The organism is Vibrio sp. OPT41, from assembly GCF_015163595.1.
Taxonomy (GTDB): Bacteria; Pseudomonadota; Gammaproteobacteria; order Enterobacterales; family Vibrionaceae; genus Vibrio; species Vibrio alginolyticus.
On the sequence record NZ_JADDYH010000036.1, the window covers coordinates 1 to 17,163 of the forward strand.

At 43.0% G+C, this 17,163-nt stretch carries 15 protein-coding genes and 2 pseudogenes; 8 read left to right on the top strand and 9 right to left on the bottom strand.

Translation table 11 applies throughout. From position 1 onward, the window contains the following. Positions 1-469: 469 nt before the first annotated feature. On the top strand, positions 470-640 hold the full coding sequence (locus tag IQP38_RS14330) for a hypothetical protein (RefSeq protein ID WP_193837685.1): 171 nt from the start codon (positions 470-472) through the stop codon (positions 638-640). A gap of 310 nt (positions 641-950) precedes the next feature. Here the strand turns inward: IQP38_RS14330 and IQP38_RS14335 are convergent, their stop codons facing one another. Both IQP38_RS14335 and IQP38_RS14340 read right to left on the bottom strand, forming a co-directional pair. Next, positions 951-2,147 carry a lipase family protein gene (locus IQP38_RS14335; RefSeq protein WP_104980635.1) on the bottom strand — a complete coding sequence of 399 codons (1,197 nt, stop codon included), beginning with the start codon at positions 2,145-2,147 and terminating at the stop codon, positions 951-953. Then, positions 2,147-2,695 (bottom strand): DUF6795 domain-containing protein, encoded by a 549-nt coding sequence (locus IQP38_RS14340; RefSeq protein WP_228010072.1) that lies wholly within the window; start codon positions 2,693-2,695, stop codon positions 2,147-2,149. Before IQP38_RS14340 ends, IQP38_RS14335 begins: the two co-directional genes overlap by 1 nt. A gap of 350 nt (positions 2,696-3,045) precedes the next feature. Here IQP38_RS14340 and IQP38_RS27040 point away from each other — a divergent pair. Then, positions 3,046-3,201: pseudogene (locus tag IQP38_RS27040) on the top strand (hypothetical protein); the annotation flags it as partial. A 277-nt stretch (positions 3,202-3,478) separates the two neighbouring features. Further along, a pseudogene (locus IQP38_RS14355) lies at positions 3,479-3,631 on the top strand (YcxB family protein); the annotation flags it as partial. A 119-nt stretch (positions 3,632-3,750) separates the two neighbouring features. Here IQP38_RS14355 and IQP38_RS14360 read toward each other — a convergent pair. From IQP38_RS14360 to IQP38_RS14370, 3 genes are all read right to left on the bottom strand, one after another. Beyond that, positions 3,751-4,491: a helix-turn-helix domain-containing protein gene (locus IQP38_RS14360; protein WP_170960428.1), complete on the bottom strand. Its 741-nt coding sequence runs from the start codon at positions 4,489-4,491 to the stop codon at positions 3,751-3,753. A gap of 104 nt (positions 4,492-4,595) precedes the next feature. After that, complete coding sequence (locus IQP38_RS14365) at positions 4,596-5,057, bottom strand: carboxymuconolactone decarboxylase family protein (RefSeq protein WP_042520770.1); 462 nt, start codon at positions 5,055-5,057, stop codon at positions 4,596-4,598. 195 nt (positions 5,058-5,252) lie between these two features. Then, entirely contained in the window at positions 5,253-6,164 is a 912-nt protein-coding gene (locus IQP38_RS14370) for a DMT family transporter (protein ID WP_193837686.1), read from the bottom strand. A gap of 93 nt (positions 6,165-6,257) precedes the next feature. Between IQP38_RS14370 and IQP38_RS14375 the strand changes: the two genes are divergently transcribed. The 3 genes from IQP38_RS14375 (at position 6,258) to IQP38_RS14385 (ending at position 8,909) form a co-directional block, all read left to right on the top strand. Then, entirely contained in the window at positions 6,258-7,163 is a 906-nt protein-coding gene (locus tag IQP38_RS14375; RefSeq protein WP_033906526.1) for a LysR family transcriptional regulator, read from the top strand. A 266-nt stretch (positions 7,164-7,429) separates the two neighbouring features. After that, positions 7,430-8,257, top strand: a complete 828-nt coding sequence (locus tag IQP38_RS14380; RefSeq protein ID WP_025998578.1) for an MBL fold metallo-hydrolase — start codon at positions 7,430-7,432, stop codon at positions 8,255-8,257. A gap of 250 nt (positions 8,258-8,507) precedes the next feature. After that, positions 8,508-8,909 (top strand): VOC family protein, encoded by a 402-nt coding sequence (locus tag IQP38_RS14385; RefSeq protein ID WP_137282666.1) that lies wholly within the window; start codon positions 8,508-8,510, stop codon positions 8,907-8,909. A gap of 239 nt (positions 8,910-9,148) precedes the next feature. Here IQP38_RS14385 and gcvP read toward each other — a convergent pair whose 3' ends face one another. The 3 genes from gcvP to IQP38_RS14400 form a co-directional block, all read right to left on the bottom strand. Next, positions 9,149-12,013 (bottom strand): aminomethyl-transferring glycine dehydrogenase, encoded by a 2,865-nt coding sequence (gcvP, locus tag IQP38_RS14390; protein WP_054576017.1) that lies wholly within the window; start codon positions 12,011-12,013, stop codon positions 9,149-9,151. A 126-nt stretch (positions 12,014-12,139) separates the two neighbouring features. Further along, entirely contained in the window at positions 12,140-12,520 is a 381-nt protein-coding gene (gene gcvH / locus IQP38_RS14395) for a glycine cleavage system protein GcvH (protein ID WP_005376432.1), read from the bottom strand. 53 nt (positions 12,521-12,573) lie between these two features. After that, positions 12,574-13,869, bottom strand: a complete 1,296-nt coding sequence (locus IQP38_RS14400) for a serine hydroxymethyltransferase (RefSeq protein ID WP_005376430.1) — start codon at positions 13,867-13,869, stop codon at positions 12,574-12,576. A gap of 379 nt (positions 13,870-14,248) precedes the next feature. Between IQP38_RS14400 and IQP38_RS14405 the strand changes: the two genes are divergently transcribed. Then, the gene (locus tag IQP38_RS14405; protein ID WP_005376429.1) at positions 14,249-14,872 is read left to right on the top strand and encodes a helix-turn-helix domain-containing protein; all 624 of its coding nucleotides are present in this window, start codon (positions 14,249-14,251) and stop codon (positions 14,870-14,872) included. Between the two features lie 260 nt (positions 14,873-15,132). Further along, positions 15,133-16,251 (top strand): glycine cleavage system aminomethyltransferase GcvT, encoded by a 1,119-nt coding sequence (gene gcvT / locus IQP38_RS14410; RefSeq protein ID WP_054576016.1) that lies wholly within the window; start codon positions 15,133-15,135, stop codon positions 16,249-16,251. Between the two features lie 70 nt (positions 16,252-16,321). Here the strand turns inward: gcvT and vdeR are convergent, their stop codons facing one another. After that, complete coding sequence (gene vdeR / locus IQP38_RS14415) at positions 16,322-17,050, bottom strand: efflux transporter transcriptional repressor VdeR (RefSeq protein ID WP_017820966.1); 729 nt, start codon at positions 17,048-17,050, stop codon at positions 16,322-16,324. Positions 17,051-17,163: the final 113 nt, after the last annotated feature.

Below are 17,163 nucleotides of genomic sequence, written 5' to 3' on the forward strand. Positions count from 1 at the left end.
AACTACAGTGAGTTTAAAAGCGAGGGAGTAATCGCGCTGAGTTCTTTTAGTTGTTGATTTCATAACACTCTCCAATTTTGGGGGTGGAAAGTGTCAACTTTATTTAGGACGGCACAGAGCTAACAAAAAAAGCGAGTCCGTGGGTTTGCTTTTTTGATCTTAGGGTTTGATGCTTATGGGGTAGCTCTGATTCAGACTCAAAATCTGAACCACTACACTCGGTGTTTCTGGTTGCGTCTTTCCAGTATATGGACTCCTTAAGTGTGCTGCGGAGTTAGTGTGTAAACTGAACCAAAAAAGTGACAATGAGATAGTTTATTGTGAGCCTACAGTGATGACGCCAACTTCTAGAGCATTTTTTGCTCGATTACTATGTCCGGCAAAGGTTTGACATTCGTTAGTTTGTTGGATTTTCCCTAATAAAGTTCATGTGGCCAGTGTTGGACTTATGCGTCTAAAGGTAACTTCTATGCGGAAGAAACTTATTCGATTTGAGGGGGCTATCCATGGGATTGCGATTCGAGCCCCATGGGAGGCGTTCGAAGTTTTAGGGAAAGTAGCCTATGAGAATGGAGTGTACAGCGAGAATCGAACCTACATCATCATCAGCTTGGAAGGGAGCGCAGTTCGGGTTTTGTAAGAGCTATTTCCCATTAAATCTATTTAATGTCAATTGTTTAAGTTACTTTTCCAACAGAAATCCAAAAACAGTTGAAACTGTAAACCTACATTTTGGCTCCTAATCACGAATTTGAAAATAGTGAAAAATTCATTATTTTCAAATTCGTTTTGATAAATCGCGACCCGATTTGGTTAGAAAGTTTCATCTAAAAAGTGCTTAATAAGAATCCCATTTAGCGGCGTTATGTCAATGTCACCAGTTAACTTATGAGCTGATGAGTTCACCTCTAACTAAGCACTCACGTTACTATGCCATTGCAATGGTTAGGTTAACTTAGCAACGATATCGCTTGTTTAGATACTCTGACTAGTCGTCCAATGGTTCTTTCGAAAACCCATCTAATGAATCGGGCGGATAGATCCTCAATGATGGTCCCATAGTGACCGGCAAAAACAAGCATATGGCCTAATAAGCCTTTTAGTTGCTCTTCATTGCGCTTAGATGATTTAGCAACGGCTTCTAGCTTTCTTGAAAGCCAATCATAAAAGGTCAAGCCAGCAATCACGCCTGCTTGAATCGTTACCGTTGACAAAAGAGCCACATCTTTCAAATAGGTGATAAGTGCGCCCTGTATTCTATCTGCCCAATACTCCGAAAAAGAAGCTTGATTTCGTTGCTCATACTTTAGACGGATAGGGGTAAATAAGTGGTCATTCGATTTCCTCTTCAACGCTCCCCAAGAATCCGAGGAAGCAGTGTTTAAGTAACCCGGATTTTTGTTTCTTGCCATCAAATGGGCTGATATGCTTAATCCAGTGCCAGAGTCCAAGCGGTACTCGCCTGTTGAGATTGGAGCATGAATAAATGGCCAAAGCGGTATTTTTGGTACAGGATCAGCACCATGCGTACATCGATAAACACCATCGTTTAGCTTTTCCGATGAGCGTGCGTATGCTTCCAGACCAACTCTAGGAGCGCCAAAGGTGTATAAGGTGGTTCTGACCTTCATCTCACTACGCACCCAATCAGCGCAAAGTGATGCGAGCGCTCCACCTAAGCTGTGCCCAACGCAATGTATACGTTTTGGTTTAGGATTCATCTGCATAATATACTGCTTCAACTTGGGGCTAAGACTTTGAAAACAATTGTTGAAACCAGCATGAGCGGGCGAACCGTTTGGTGATCCTTTCACCCCTATATTCGCATTTGTGATCCAATCATTAGCATTTTGTGTTCCTCGAATTGAAATGACAATTTCATTCTCAAATGTAGAACCTTTACCAGTGCCAACCACTGCAAACGCCTCTGAAGTTCTCATCAAGCCAGGGATAACTTTACGCAATACCGGTACATTGGATAAACCCGCTACACCGCCTGTAAAACCATCAAATACATCATTTTCAGAAAAAGAAAAGTGATTTGAAAAACTGTTTTTGCCCGGCATGATAAAACGGCCATTATTTTCATAAGCTTTGTAAGGAATATCCGCTATTTCTGAAGCCATTTTTGGTGTTAACTTTGCCATTACGTGTCCTTATTTAGTAATATTTTTTCAGAAAATCCTTTCAAATCACACCTACTAATAATTTCAAGATCGAGGCCATTCTCAACAAATTTATTTTTAAAAAAGTAACGATATTCGTCCGAATTAATCTCACAACTTAAATCAAGAAGATTATCTGAAATAAATCCATAGGGTTTCACGTCAGAAAAGCGAGCCTCTAGTAAGTAGTATTTTTTGCCATCTACAAAAATGTAAATACCAATGTAGCTAGAGGATTCATGAAGGGCAGGTTCTTTAAACGTCTGATAGTGGTATGTAGGTTCGAAATGAAAATAACCATTTTCTGACGTAATTGTCTCGGTGATATAACGGTTTTTAGAAAAAGCTGTGTGTAGATAAACTACCTCGCTAGTAAACGCTTTCCCGTCTAAGTATAAGCGACCAGTGATCTCTGAGCTAAGTATGTATTGAAACTTTTTTGATTTGAAGAAATTAAACATATCTGCGTTACAACCTGTTGAGAGCAATAATATTGTGGCACTCATAAGGGAAACCAGTATTTTAGTCATTTGTTTACCAATATTGTACATAGGTCAACCCATATCCACGCGTGAGACGATACTATGTCCTAATGCTCTCAAGTGCTAGCCTAGGACCGCCCCAATTCTCACAAATAAGTCATGTCAAAGCTTATATCTAGGCATACTTTAAAAAATAATGTAAATGACATGTCTATTACTTTCATGGGTTAAACATAAGTAGACTCCCTCTGGCAAAAAATACCGAGCTATTCGTTAAAGTACTTATCCACGTCCATTTCGTAAGCTTGCATACTCATTGTCTCATTCTGAATTCTTATCATGAAGATCAGTTAACAATAGCCACCGCGCAGATGGTTGTTTTTTATAACCGATAAAACATGGCGCCATCTCAACTTTTTCAGCACCATTGCTATATCACAGCGAAAATACCTCGAGTTCACTATAAAGCTCATCGATGTGCCTGGGCAGGTTGGAGTGGTGTCAAAGATGAGCTTCCGAAAGCGAATGTTACTCTCGACTGGTTCCATGTAGTGCATTTATTTACACGAGCTGTTGATGACGCTCGAAAACAATGGCACGCAAAAAGCTCTTCGTTGGGTGGTGTTAAAGGATGTTGAGAGTCCGATGACAGATAAGCAAGCACAAGCTTTAGTTGACTAGAGCCAGTAAGAAAAGTCCTAACAACCTTAGAAAAGCACCCAGAGAGAATACTTCCACGTTGGAGCTCGACCTATGCTAATACTGAGAATTTTGACTGACCGAGGCACTGAATACTGTGGCCGTGTTGAACAGCATGATTACCAACTCTACCTAGCTATCAATGATATCGACCAACTCGAACAAACTGATTTGGGCTTTATCCTTCACCTTGGTAAACAACGCCAATACATCAGCAAATCTTGCTTAAACGAAGAAGTGATCGCGTTTATGGTAGAGCGGCACGCGGCATCAAAAGCGAGCTAACCAACTCACATCAAGCTGGAATGAGCGCTCGAAAAAGTAGGTGATATATGATCGAACATTGTAACAAGTATATGGTCGATTCTGAATCAATGGGGTTTGATGTAGAAAGCTAATAAGGTTTAGAGGTTTCTCTTTCGGACATACTGCTTCGGTGTCATGCGCGCAATCTGCTTACACTCTCTAGTCATGTGTGCTTGATCGGAAAAACCTTGCTCCAGCGCCAACTCCGATAAAGTAAGATCGGGTTGCGCTCGGAGTTGCTCTAAAGTGTGCTTCACTCGTTTAATGCGTTGGTAATGTTTAGGAGTAATCCCCAACCATTTCTGAAAATTGCGCTCTCTCTGGCGCTGACTGATGGTCCCTGTAGGTTGGTCAATAATGTGGCCGACATACTGCGGTTCATATTCCTCAATCAGTGTTTGAACCCAGCGATATAACGTAGAAATCCTTGCATATGGCGAACGCGCTGTTTGCAGAGACTCAAATGTTGCTAGCGCAGAAGAAGCCAAAGGGTGGTCGTCTTGAATCCGCAATAGCTGTTCTAGACGTTTACCAAATAGTTGATAACCAACAGCAGGATGAAAGCGTACGCCAGTCATCACCGCGCCTGGCGGTAGGCAGACCTGATGTGCCAGAATGCTTATAGGCAGTAGGACAACCCCTGGCGTTTGCCACTCACCATCCATTTGTACTTCATTCTGTAAAATGAATACCACACCTGTACCAGCATCACTGAGTAATTGTTTACGTACGGTTTGCGTCGTATCAGGTTTGACGGATGCTGACCAAATGGCTTGAACATAGCCAGCTAAAGCCTTTTGAGGTTTTAAAATATCAAATTCTAAGTTCAAATGAATCATCCTATTTAACCTCAACTTAAATGAGAAAGTGATACACATGTACTTTTCATCCTATTAAGTTGAGGTATAAGCAGCGGCTTACAAGTAAGAACCGTCAAATAGAATTATCGAGGTTTATAGACTCCAACCTTTGGCTTAAATGCCTTAACTATTCGGTTCCAACTATTGATCGCGTTGATCGCAATTGTTAGGTTGACCATAGCTTCTTCTCCAAAGGTATTCAAGGTCAGCTGATAGGTATCATCATCTACTGGTAGGCCAGCAGTTAGTAGTTCAGCCCAGCCTAGTGCAACGTGTTCTGCATCGCTGTAGAATGGCATATCTTTCCATGCACTAAGCCCCCATATGCGTTCCGGCTTTTCACCTAACTGAAGCGCATCTTTACTATGCATGTCGATACAAAATGCGCATTGATTGATTTGCGATATGCGTAACTTAACCAGTTCCCATATGATCATGTTCATGGTTTCTGATTGGCTAAATTGTTCATGGAAGTAAGCCTCCTGAGCGTATAGGATTTCTATTGCTTTTGGCGCTACTTCAATATAGTTGAGTCGTTTCTTCATGGTCATTCTCCTCTGTTTTTTACATAGTAAAAAACGCTCTTAGCAAAAGATTGAAGATTTTCGACATGTACTCAATAAAGTTAGATAAAAGAGTGAACGACGAAAGCGAAAAGTGTACCTATTGGAAACCAAGAAAACTTATGCCAATTAACAAAGTATTGCTCTAAATAATGGACTTAAGGTTGGCGTCTATTTTTACTCCACCACCTTCCGTAAACGAGCAAAAGGTGCTGAGTTACCTATATACACACCAGCCGCAACGATAAAGACGCCTAAAACATTTTCCCATTGAGCCTGCTCACCAGAAATGAACGAAATCAGTAGAGTGAATACCGGCATAATATTAAATAATGGAGACATCTTATCTGGACCAAGAACGATAGCGCCTTTCATCCAAAAGTAATAAGCAATCAAAGTTCCAAACAGGCTCATGTAAGCTATTAATGCTAGGTCTTTAAATGTTATGGCATTTAAGCTACGGCTAAAGTCGCCGTGGTACATCGCTATAGCGACCATTTGAATGGCACCAATACTTAACACCCAACGTAACTGCTGAGTTACTGGGATATGAGATGTTAAACGCTTCGCTAGAATTGTGTATAAACACCCACTAATTAAAGCAAATAACATGTATAGATCACCAATATTACTATTGCTGCTAATAGAATGAATATTTCCCCCTGTAATGACGATTACCACTCCACAAAAACTGATTAGTGCACCTAAAATAGTTTTAACCGAAATGGAAGTCTTGAGAATAAAGCCCGACAACAAGATAGTGACAAGTGGTAGGTTTGCCTGAACAACCGCTGCGTTAACTGGGGTAGTAAATCTCATTGCAGAGAAAATAGAGAAGTTTTGGATAGTTACACCCACGGTTGCTATAACAAACAACGACAACATACTTTTTCGTGTGAGTTTGGCTCCATATGGAGAGCGTTTAGTACCTCTTATCATTAAGAGTATTAAAGCTGCAACGGAAAATCGTAACGTCGCTGAATCCAAAGGAGAGACATCGCTATTAATAGCCTTTATTACGTTAAAGTTACTAGACCAAAAAAAGATAGCGACAACAACACCGCACCAAATTGATAAATGCTTAGACATAGATCTTCCTGATAAAAATTAACTTGACGCGATAATGCTATATATTTCATATTTGATTTTTAATAGCCAAATTTAAGAGGGTTAATCCCAAATATGGAACGTCACTCTTTGGATGACCTTTTGTTATTCGTTTCTGTTGCTCGCTATCAAAGCCTAACACAAGCATCTGAGCGTCTTAATGTCCCGTTAGCCACGCTAAGCCGGAAGTTAAAAAGGCTGGAAATAAACTTAAATTGCAGACTATTTAACCGCAGTGCACACCACTTTGCGTTAACAACTGATGGCGAAAAATATTATCAACTCTGTGAGCCGTTACTTCTTAGCTTAAATAATGTGACATCGAGAATTGCGACTGAGCGTCAGTCTTTAAGCGGAACGATCAAAATATCAGCGCCAATTAACATGACACAGATGTGGTTAAAGCGGTGCGTTTATGAATTTGCAGAGCAACATCCGAAGATATGTATCGATTTAGATGTACAGAATGAAAAAATCAATCTTGTATCTAACCGTGTCGATGTTAGTTTTCGTCTTGGTGATCTTATTGAACAAGACTGGATTGCTCAGAAATTATGGTCGATTCCATTTGCGCTTTGTGCATCACGAAGCTATTTAGAACAACACCAACCGATTACCCATCCAGAACAACTTGTTCATCATCGCCTAATTACGGTAAACAACGACAGCCAATGGAAATTAGTTAATCAAATCACCAATGAAACATTTGATCATCCGCTAAAGTTTCAATTCACTTCAAATGATGTACTGCTAGTTAGAGACGCCGTCATCCATGGTTTAGGAATTGCGTGGATTCCAACCTATTACTTTCATGAGCTAAATCATGATCAACATAACCTGCTGCCTTTGTTGCCAGAATGGCAATGCTCGGGTAAAGAAGTATTCATTATGTATCGAGACCGCGATAAAAGGCCTGCAAGAGTTGATGCATTTATTGAACATGTCTTAAATTGGAAAAATCGCATTCAAATGTTTGCTTGAAAGAGGTTTATCACATTGTGCTGTGCCGGTAACCTCAATTGAAGCTTCATGACTCTGCTTCAATTGAGTTCATTTATTTAACCTCTAAAAGAATCATGAATACATAGGCAGTTAATGGGATTCGAGTTTACAAGTGATTCGGTCAGCTAAAACTAAAGCTAAGTAGAAAGTATTTGCAGTTGTATTTGCGTCTGAAAATCGTTTAGAGCTTTCTCATCCGCGAGGTTCTATAAGAAATTATTAAGGATATATTTGTGTGTGATTTCGTGAAAAAAATTGTTGTAGGTTTACTTTTAAGTGCTTCGTCTTTTGCTTCTTTAAGTCAATATGTTCCAGCAATGAATGATAAGAACGGTTATGTAGAACCATTTCAAATGTTTGATAATGTCTATTATGTAGGAGACAAGTGGGTCTCATCATATGCCATTGCTACAGACGACGGACTGGTTATCATTGATACGCTTGATTTCCCTTACTCTGAGTGGATACCTATCAACCTAGAAAAGCTAGGGCTAAAAGATAAGCCAATAACGCACATATTGGTAACTCATGGGCATTCTGACCATGTTGGAGGCGCCCAGTTACTTCAAGAGAAGTATGGTTCCAAAGTTGTGATGACCAAAAGCGCTCATGAACTATCTATACAGCAATCAAACAAAAGCGAAGGTGAGAACAAGTTCCTTCCTCCAAATTTAGACATAGAGATAAAAAGCGATAGCTCTATGGCTATTGGTGGACATGAGTTTAAGTTCTATCTCACACCTGGCCACACGGAAGGTGATTATTCCTTAGACTTCACTGTTGAAGATAATGGCGAACAATATCGTGCTTTTATCGTTGGTGGGCATAGCGTAAGTAGCAATGATCCAGAAGTTATTGGCCAGTTCCTGACTAGCATGGAGAAAATTAGAAAAATTTCACTACAGGCACCTATTGTGAACGTTAACCTTTCGAACCATCCACATAAAAATTTCCTTTTTGAAAATAGGAAGAAGCTCGGCACAAGCGGTAACCCGTTTATCAGTGAGGCAAACTTCTTCATGTTCCTTAAGCAACAAGAAGATTTAGCTAAGGGAAAACTAGAAGAACTATAATACCGTGGTATACGAGCAGCCTTCGTTATTAGGTTAGAGATTTGCTCTTGAGTTATAGCTAAGGCTTTGATGAGTTGCTCAATCAAGATTCGACACTTGTGGTAGCTATATTGTTTGTAGGTTCTAGTGGCAAAGGCGCTGTGCGTAAACATTCGTATTGTGTGCCTTAAACATTTGCAAGGCGTTACGTGCTTTCTAGAAAAGTCTCAAAATAGCGTACAATTAGCGTTTTGACACAGCGGAAATCATCATGGCCAAAACTGTTCAGCAGCAAATCGGAAACATTGCTCTAGTCGTTGAAAATTACGACGATGCTATCGAATTCTATACTCGAAAACTTCAATTCACTCTGGTTGAAGATACCAACCTAGGTGGTGGTAAACGCTGGGTTCAAGTTTCTCCTCCAAACTCCAATGGTACAAACCTACTTTTAGCTCAAGCGAGTACACCGGAGCAAACGCATGCAGTAGGAAATCAAACAGGTGGCCGTGTTTTCCTGTTTCTGCAAACTAATGATTTTTGGCGTGACTACGAGTTGATGAAGAAAAATGGTGTTGTATTTAATGAAGAGCCTCGTGTGGAAGAATACGGGACAGTGGTGGTGTTCCAAGATCTCTATGGTAATAAATGGGACTTACTGCAACTGAACTAGAAACTACATAGCACCTGCATAACATAGTGTTCATGAGGAGTTTCCAACAAGCTTTTAAGGCTCTGAGATATTAGTGCTAATTCAAAGGTTCTCAGAAGTCACTGTATTTCTAAATCACTTTTGTGCAAACAATAACTAGCCATCATTCCTTCTCGATGTATCAACAAATGTTAGGGCGGCACACCAAAAACAAAGGCGAACCAATCGGTTCGCCTTTGTTTATTTAGATTCTACAAAAATTAATCTTCGTAGTTATCGATGCTTGGGCATGAACAGATTAGGTTACGGTCACCGTATACGTTATCTACGCGATTTACCGTTGGCCAGTACTTCCAAGATTTGGTCGCTTTAGACGGGAAGCAGCCAATCTCGCGAGAGTAAGGGCGGTCCCAATCTTCAGCTGAAAGATCAACTTGTGTGTGTGGCGCGTTAACAAGTGGGTTGTTATCCAGTGGCCATTCACCGTTTTTCACTTTCTCCATTTCTTCGCGGATAGCGATCATCGCATCACAGAAGCGGTCTAGCTCTTCTAGATCTTCCGATTCCGTTGGCTCAACCATTAGCGTGCCCGCTACAGGGAACGACATAGTTGGTGCGTGGAAACCGTAGTCCATTAGACGCTTCGCGATGTCTTCTTCGCTGATACCTGTTTCTTCTTTCAGCGGACGAATGTCGATAATACATTCGTGCGCTACGCGGCCATTTTTGCCACGGTAAAGAACAGGGTAGTGTTGGCGAAGTGTTTCCATCACGTAGTTTGCGTTCAGAATTGCTACTTTTGTAGCATCTGTTAGGCCAGCTTCGCCCATCATTGCGATGTAAGCCCAAGAGATAGGCAGGATAGAAGCGCTACCCATATCTGCTGCTGATACTGCGAAATCTGCGCCTTCTACACCGTCTTCAATATGCCCTGGTAAGAAAGGAGCTAGGTGAGATTTCACACCGATAGGACCCATACCCGGACCGCCACCACCGTGCGGGATGCAGAAGGTTTTGTGTAGGTTTAGGTGAGAAACGTCTGAACCGATGAAGCCTGGTGATGTTAGACCAACCTGCGCGTTCATGTTAGCGCCGTCTAGGTAAACCTGACCACCGGCGGCATGAACCATTTCACACACTTCTTTCACTTTCTCTTCGTAAACGCCGTGCGTCGAAGGGTAAGTGATCATAATGCTTGATAGGTTGTATTTGTGTTTCTCGATTTTCGCTGCTAGGTCGTCGATGTCGATGTTGCCTTCTTCATCACACTTAACCACAACCACTTTCATTGACACCATAGATGCTGTCGCAGGGTTAGTACCGTGCGCAGAGCTTGGGATCAAACATACGTTGCGGTGACCTTCGCCACGGCTTTCGTGGTAGCGTTGAATCGCGATAAGACCTGCGTACTCACCCGATGCACCAGAGTTTGGTTGTAGTGAGAATGCGTCATAGCCAGTGATTTCACATAGCTTTTCTTTAAGGTCTTTTGCGAGTGCAGCGTAACCAGCTGCTTGTTCTGCTGGTGCGAACGGGTGGATCGAACCAAACTCAGGCCAAGTTACTGGAATCATCTCTGCTGCTGCGTTCAGCTTCATCGTACAGCTGCCCAGTGGGATCATGCCGTGCGTGAGTGAGAAGTCTTTGTTCTCTAGCTGTTTTAGGTAACGCATCATCTGTGTTTCGCTGTGGTGCGTGTTAAACACAGGGTGTGTTAGATATTCTGTTGTGCGGCGCAATGCTTCTGGAATGGCTGCAAACTCGTTGCCTGCGATTTCAGTTGATAGTGCTGCGACTTCTTCTTTCACACCGAATACTGCGAATAGGGCTTCTACATCTGCCACGGTTGTAGTTTCGTCGAAGCTCACACCTAGCTGAGTACCCAACTTACGTAGGTTGATGTCTGCGGCTAGTGCTTTCGCGTATAGGTCTTCAGTTTGTGCACCTGTGTTGATAGTGATGGTGTCGAAGAAGCTGTTGTGAGCAAGCTCGAAGCCGCCTTTAGTTAGGCCAGCGGCTAGGATGGCTGTCATGTGGTGTGTACGACGAGCAATAGTGCGTAGACCTTCTGCGCCGTGGTAAACCGCGTAGAAAGACGCCATGTTCGCTAGCAGTGCTTGAGCAGTACAGATGTTTGATGTCGCTTTTTCACGACGGATGTGCTGTTCACGCGTTTGCATTGCCATACGCAGTGCTTGGTTACCATTGGTATCGATAGAAACACCGATAACACGGCCAGGCATTGTACGCTTGTGCTTATCACGCGTTGCCATGAAAGCAGCGTGTGGACCGCCGTAACCCATCGGCACGCCAAAACGTTGTGCTGAACCGATTGCTACGTCTGCGCCCATTTCACCTGCAGGTTTAAGTAGGGTAGAAGCAAGAAGGTCCGTTGCTACAGTCACTAGTGTTTTGTTTGCTTGCGCTTTAGCGATGATGTCCGTTAGGTCACGAACTTCACCTGTTGTACTTGGGTATTGAACTAGTGCGCCGAACACGTCTTGCTCTGGTAGTGATTCTAAAGAACCAACCAAGACTTCAAAGCCGATGAATTTCGCACGAGTTTTTACCACTTCGATGGTTTGTGGGTGAACGTCGTCAGCAACGAAGAATACGTTGCTCTTGCTTTTACCCGCACGCTTACAAAGTGTCATCGCTTCTGCTGCTGCCGTTGCTTCATCGAGCAATGACGCGTTCGCGATTTCCATACCAGTAAGATCCATCACCATTTGTTGGTAGTTTAGAAGTGCTTCTAAACGACCTTGTGAGATCTCTGGTTGGTAAGGGGTGTAAGCGGTGTACCAGCCCGGGTTTTCCATCACGTTGCGTAGAATCACGTTCGGCGTGAAGGTGTTGTAGTAACCCTGACCAATGAATGTACGTTTAACTTGGTTCTGATCGGCGAACTTACGCATTGCTGCCAGCATGTCTGCTTCGCTTTTCGCTTCTGCCAAGCTCATTGGTTGCTCTAGGCGAATTTGTGCTGGTACGGTTTCGTCGATAAGCGAATCTAGGCTAACTGCGTTGATCGCTTCCAACATTTTCTGTTGGTCAGATTTGTTTGGTCCATTGTGGCGAGCAACGAACTCGTTTTGTGTGCTGAGGCTTTGAAGTAATTCAGTCATTGTCCTTTACCTACTCCTTGGTTCGGGTAACGGATTTGCGTTACTGATAAATTAAATTATACGTCCGAACCTAGAAAAAAAGCTGTTCTCTAAACAGGCTAGGGAACAGCTTTCGTCACATCCTAATTACTCTTCTTCGATAGAGTTTAGGTATTCGTCTGCGTCTTTCAGGTTATCTAGTTCAGATACATCAGACATCTTCACTTTTACGATCCAGCCACCTTCGTACGGCTCTTCGTTAATTAGCTCTGGGCTGTCTTCTAGTTCTTCATTGATTTCTACGATTTCACCAGTGATTGGTGCGTAGATGTCTGACGCTGCTTTTACAGATTCAACGAGAGAGAAGCTTTCACCTGCTTCAACTTCGTCTTCTACGTCTGGTAGGTCAACGAATACCACGTCACCTAGCATTTCTTGTGCATGCTCAGAAATACCAATTGTTACTGTGCCGTCACCGTTGTCACGTACCCACTCGTGGCTATCTGCAAACTTCAGTGTTTTGTCCATTGCTTAATCTCCGAATAACTTGTCAGGAATTATTATGATTTCAAAAAAATCGTTTACTGGTATAGAGGAAAGCGACTGCAAAGTTCTTTTACTTCTTTGCGAACGCGTTTTTCAACTTCTGCGTCACCTTCAGGGTTGTTCACTAAACCGTCCAGTACGTCACCAATCCAATTACCGATGAGTTTGAATTCTTCAGCGCCAAAGCCGCGGCTTGTACCCGCAGGCGTTCCTAAACGGATGCCCGATGTAATCATAGGCTTCTCTGTATCGAATGGGATGCCATTTTTGTTACATGTGATCCCAGCACGCTCTAGAGCTTCTTCTGCTTTATTGCCTTTCAACCCTTTCGGACGAAGGTCAACCAGCATTAGGTGCGTGTCTGTACCACCAGTTACGATGTCGCAACCGCGAGTTTGCAATACTTCCGCTAGGACTTTTGCGTTATTGATCACCGAATCAATATAAGTTTTAAATTCAGGGCCAAGCGCTTCACCAAATGCGACCGCTTTGGCTGCGATAACGTGCATCAGTGGGCCACCTTGTAGGCCAGGGAATACGGCTGAGTTGATTTTCTTAATGATGTCTTCGTGGTTAGTAAGAATCATACCGCCGCGAGGGCCACGCAATGTTTTGTGTGTTGTAGTCGTAACAACGTGTGCGTGTGGCAGTGGGCTAGGGTGTGCGCCTGTTGCGATAAGACCAGCGATGTGCGCCATGTCGACCATAAGAATTGCATTTACTTCGTCTGCGATTTCACGGAATTTTGCAAAGTCGATAGTACGTGGAATGGCGCTACCACCTGCGATGATCATTTTAGGTTGGTGCTCAAGTGCTAGCTCACGAACATCTTCGTAGTTGATTTCCAGTGTTTCGCGATCAACACCGTATTGAACTGCATTAAACCATTTACCAGAAAGTGCTGGGCGTGCGCCGTGCGTCAGGTGACCACCTGCGTCTAAAGACATACCAAGAATGGTGTCACCAGGTTGAAGCAGTGCCAGCTTTACTGCGCCGTTTGCTTGTGCGCCTGAGTGTGGTTGAACGTTTGCGTATTCACAATTGAAAAGTTTTTTTGCGCGTTCGATAGCAATGGCTTCCACTGTATCTACGTGCTCACAACCACCATAGTAACGGCGACCTGGGTAACCTTCAGCGTATTTGTTTGTTAGGCACGTGCCTTGAGCTTGCATTACCGCTTTAGACACGATGTTCTCAGAAGCGATAAGTTCGATTTGTTCGTTTTGGCGAGCGGATTCCGCTTGAATTCCAGCAAAGACAGCATCATCTGTCGCAGAGAGGTTGGTAGAGAAAAAGTTTTCCAAGCTGTGGTTAGGGTAACTCTTATTCATGGTAGTTGACCTTCCAAATCTGAAAATGAACCCGCAATAGATGAGTTATGATTTGCGGTTGTGGTTCATTTGTCCTCAAAAACAGCTGAACTGCGTAGCAGAACAGAGTGAACATCCGGCCCTAAATTTGGGCAAAAACTCCGTTGGATTGCGTGTTTCCTTTACCAATCTCTTACGGAAATATGCATCTCTACATCTAACAAGTTGGTAACATAGCGCCTGTGACGGGAACAATCAACCAAAAATTTCCTATAGGAAACAAGATTTCAAAATTTGTTAACAAGAGCACGCTTTAATTCACTTGGTGGACTTCTATCCACTATGTGCTTCATGCACAATGCGAGTAAGACAAAAAATATGGATATCTATAGAGGGATTTATGGCAGAAAGTATTTACGATGAATACCCATCGATGACGTTGGCAAAAGAGCAACATGACCAAAATATCGAGCCGTTAAAACTGGGCCAGCGTATTAAGGATATCCGCTCGAAACTCGGTATCACATTAGAAGAAGCGAGTCAGCGAACCGGACTTGCTCGATCTACACTGAGCAAAATAGAAAATGAGCAGATCTCCCCGACGTTTCAAGCGATGCAAAAATTGGCACTAGGCTTACAAATTGACATGCCACAACTCTTTGAGCCACCTAGAAAAAAGGTAGCGACAGGGCGCAGGGATGTTACCAAGAAGAATGAAGGTAAACCACACCCAACACAAACCTATGAACATGAACTGCTCGCGACACAACTTTCCAATAAGAAAATGATGCCGTTTAAGAGCCAAATTCGAGCTCGTAGTTTTGATGAATATAAAGACTGGGTTCGTCATGACGGCGAAGAATTTTTACTTATCTTATCTGGCGAGGTTATGTTCTATTCTGAGTTTTACGAACCTGTTGTTTTAAGCGAGGGAGACAGCGTTTATTACGATGCAAATATGGGACATATGTTGACCAGTGTTAGCGAGGAAGATGCGCTCATTTTGTGGGTGACAGCCAAATAGTGATAAATACTTGTAAATTTCCTATAGTGAAAGCAAACGATTGCTGTTGGTGGTCGTTATGATGAAAAGGCGCTTTTTTGATGAGAACTTGCTCATTAAAGCGCTTTTTTTGTACGATTTGTTGTGATTAAAATGTTAAGAGTCACACTTTTGCAAGTCGATCTACGTCTTGTTCGTGCAAAATAGAATGAGCCATGTTTATTATTGGAAACACATCGAATGCCGATAGCATTCTCGGGTCTATCTAAATGGAGACGAAAATGACTCAAGAACTACTGAAAACACCACTACACGCACTTCACGTTGAAGTTGGTGCCAAAATGGTCCCGTTCGCGGGTTACGATATGCCTGTTCAGTATCCTCTAGGCGTAAAGAAGGAACACTTACATACTCGTGATGCGGCAGGTCTGTTTGATGTTTCTCACATGGGACAGCTTCGCCTAATTGGTGACGGTGCAGCTGCGTTCCTAGAAACATTAGTCCCAGTGGATATTGTGGATCTTGAGTCTGGTAAACAGCGTTACGCTTTTTTCACTAATGAAGAGGGCGGCATCATGGACGACTTGATGGTGGCTAACCTAGGCGATCATCTGTTTGTGGTTGTGAACGCAGCATGTAAAGCGCGAGATATCGCACACCTACAAGCGCATTTACCATCTGGTGTTGAGCTAGAAATTATCGAAGACCGAGCTCTACTTGCAATCCAAGGCCCTAAAGCGGCGGCTGTATTGGCGCGTTTTGCACCAGAAGTTTCTGAAATGCTGTTCATGGATATTCGTAAAGTCGATATTTTAGGCGCCGAGTGCATTGTTTCTCGTAGTGGTTATACAGGCGAAGACGGTTACGAAATCTCGGTTCCTGCTGACAAAGCGGAAGAGCTAGCACGTAAACTGACTGCGGAAGATGAAGTTGAATGGATTGGCCTTGGTGCTCGTGATTCACTTCGTCTTGAGTGTGGCCTTTGTCTATACGGTCATGACCTAGACACAACAACAACACCTGTTGAAGCGAGCTTGCTATGGGGTATCCAAAAAGTTCGTCGTATTGGTGGTGAACGTGAAGGTGGTTTCCCTGGTGCAGGCATTATTCTTAAGCAGATTGAGACTAAAGATGTGGCGCGTAAGCGTGTGGGTCTAGTAGGTCAAACCAAAGCGCCAGTGCGTGAAGGTGTTGAACTGTTTGATGCTGACGGCGTTAAAATTGGCGTTGTAACCAGCGGTACGGCGGGCCCGAATGCAGGTAAGCCAGTCTCAATGGGGTATGTTCGTGCGGATTTGGCGGCGATTGGTACTGAAGTGTTCGCTGAAGTGCGTGGCAAAATGCTACCAATGACAGTTGAAAAAATGCCGTTCGTACCACAACGCTACTACCGTGGTTAAAACGAATTGAAACAAAAATGCCGAGCTTTGTAGCTCGGCATTTTTATGTCTTCTTTTCGCTTGTTTGCTTTTAGTTTACTGCTTCATCAATAGTACAGCACATATCAATAACGATATCTTCAAGCTTTTCCGGATGAATCATCTCTTCTTTTGCGATCCCAAATTGAGAGGCCATAATGGTATTAAACAATTCCCAATGCTTGATCAGCAGTTTTTCGCGATTATCTGCGATATCCGGCCATGTTTCTTGCATCATTGGCGCGAGACTGACAGCACCATGTGCGAAGATCAACATTTGCCATTTTGATTCCCACTGATCAAACTGTGCATTAGGGTTTTCGCTGTTGTACTGCTCGAAAATTCCGGTAAATATCGCAGCGAACTCATCTTTTGACTTTAAGAAATACTGCAGCAGAGCACCGTCATCGCCTTGTCGAATGGCATCGGCGATCATCTGTACTGGATGAGGATTGACGAGAGCAAATGCTAGCATGCGAACCATAAACAGATAAATTTTTCTATTCGAAGGTGTGTTCTCCGGCATTTCATTGATGAGTTCAGCCATATAGCACTGCATGAACTCGTCCATTGCATCGCTAACCGCTTGCCAGATTTTCTCTTTGCTGCCGAAGTGGTGACGGATCAAACTATGTGAAACACCAGCCTTTTCACTGATATTGCGCAGCGAGACACGCTCGTAACCAAGTTCACAAAACATATCTGCTGCCACTTTAAGGATCAGACACTTAGTTTGTTCTGCTGCTTCAGCACTTCTACGCCCCTGCTTTCTTTCATTCATAGTTCGAATTTTCCCGAATATTAATCACGCGCTTACTTTTACCAGAAACCGAACGCTTTGACTAATTAATTTGCTATCCACCTGGAAAATATGTTGATCAATTTCAAATTCTG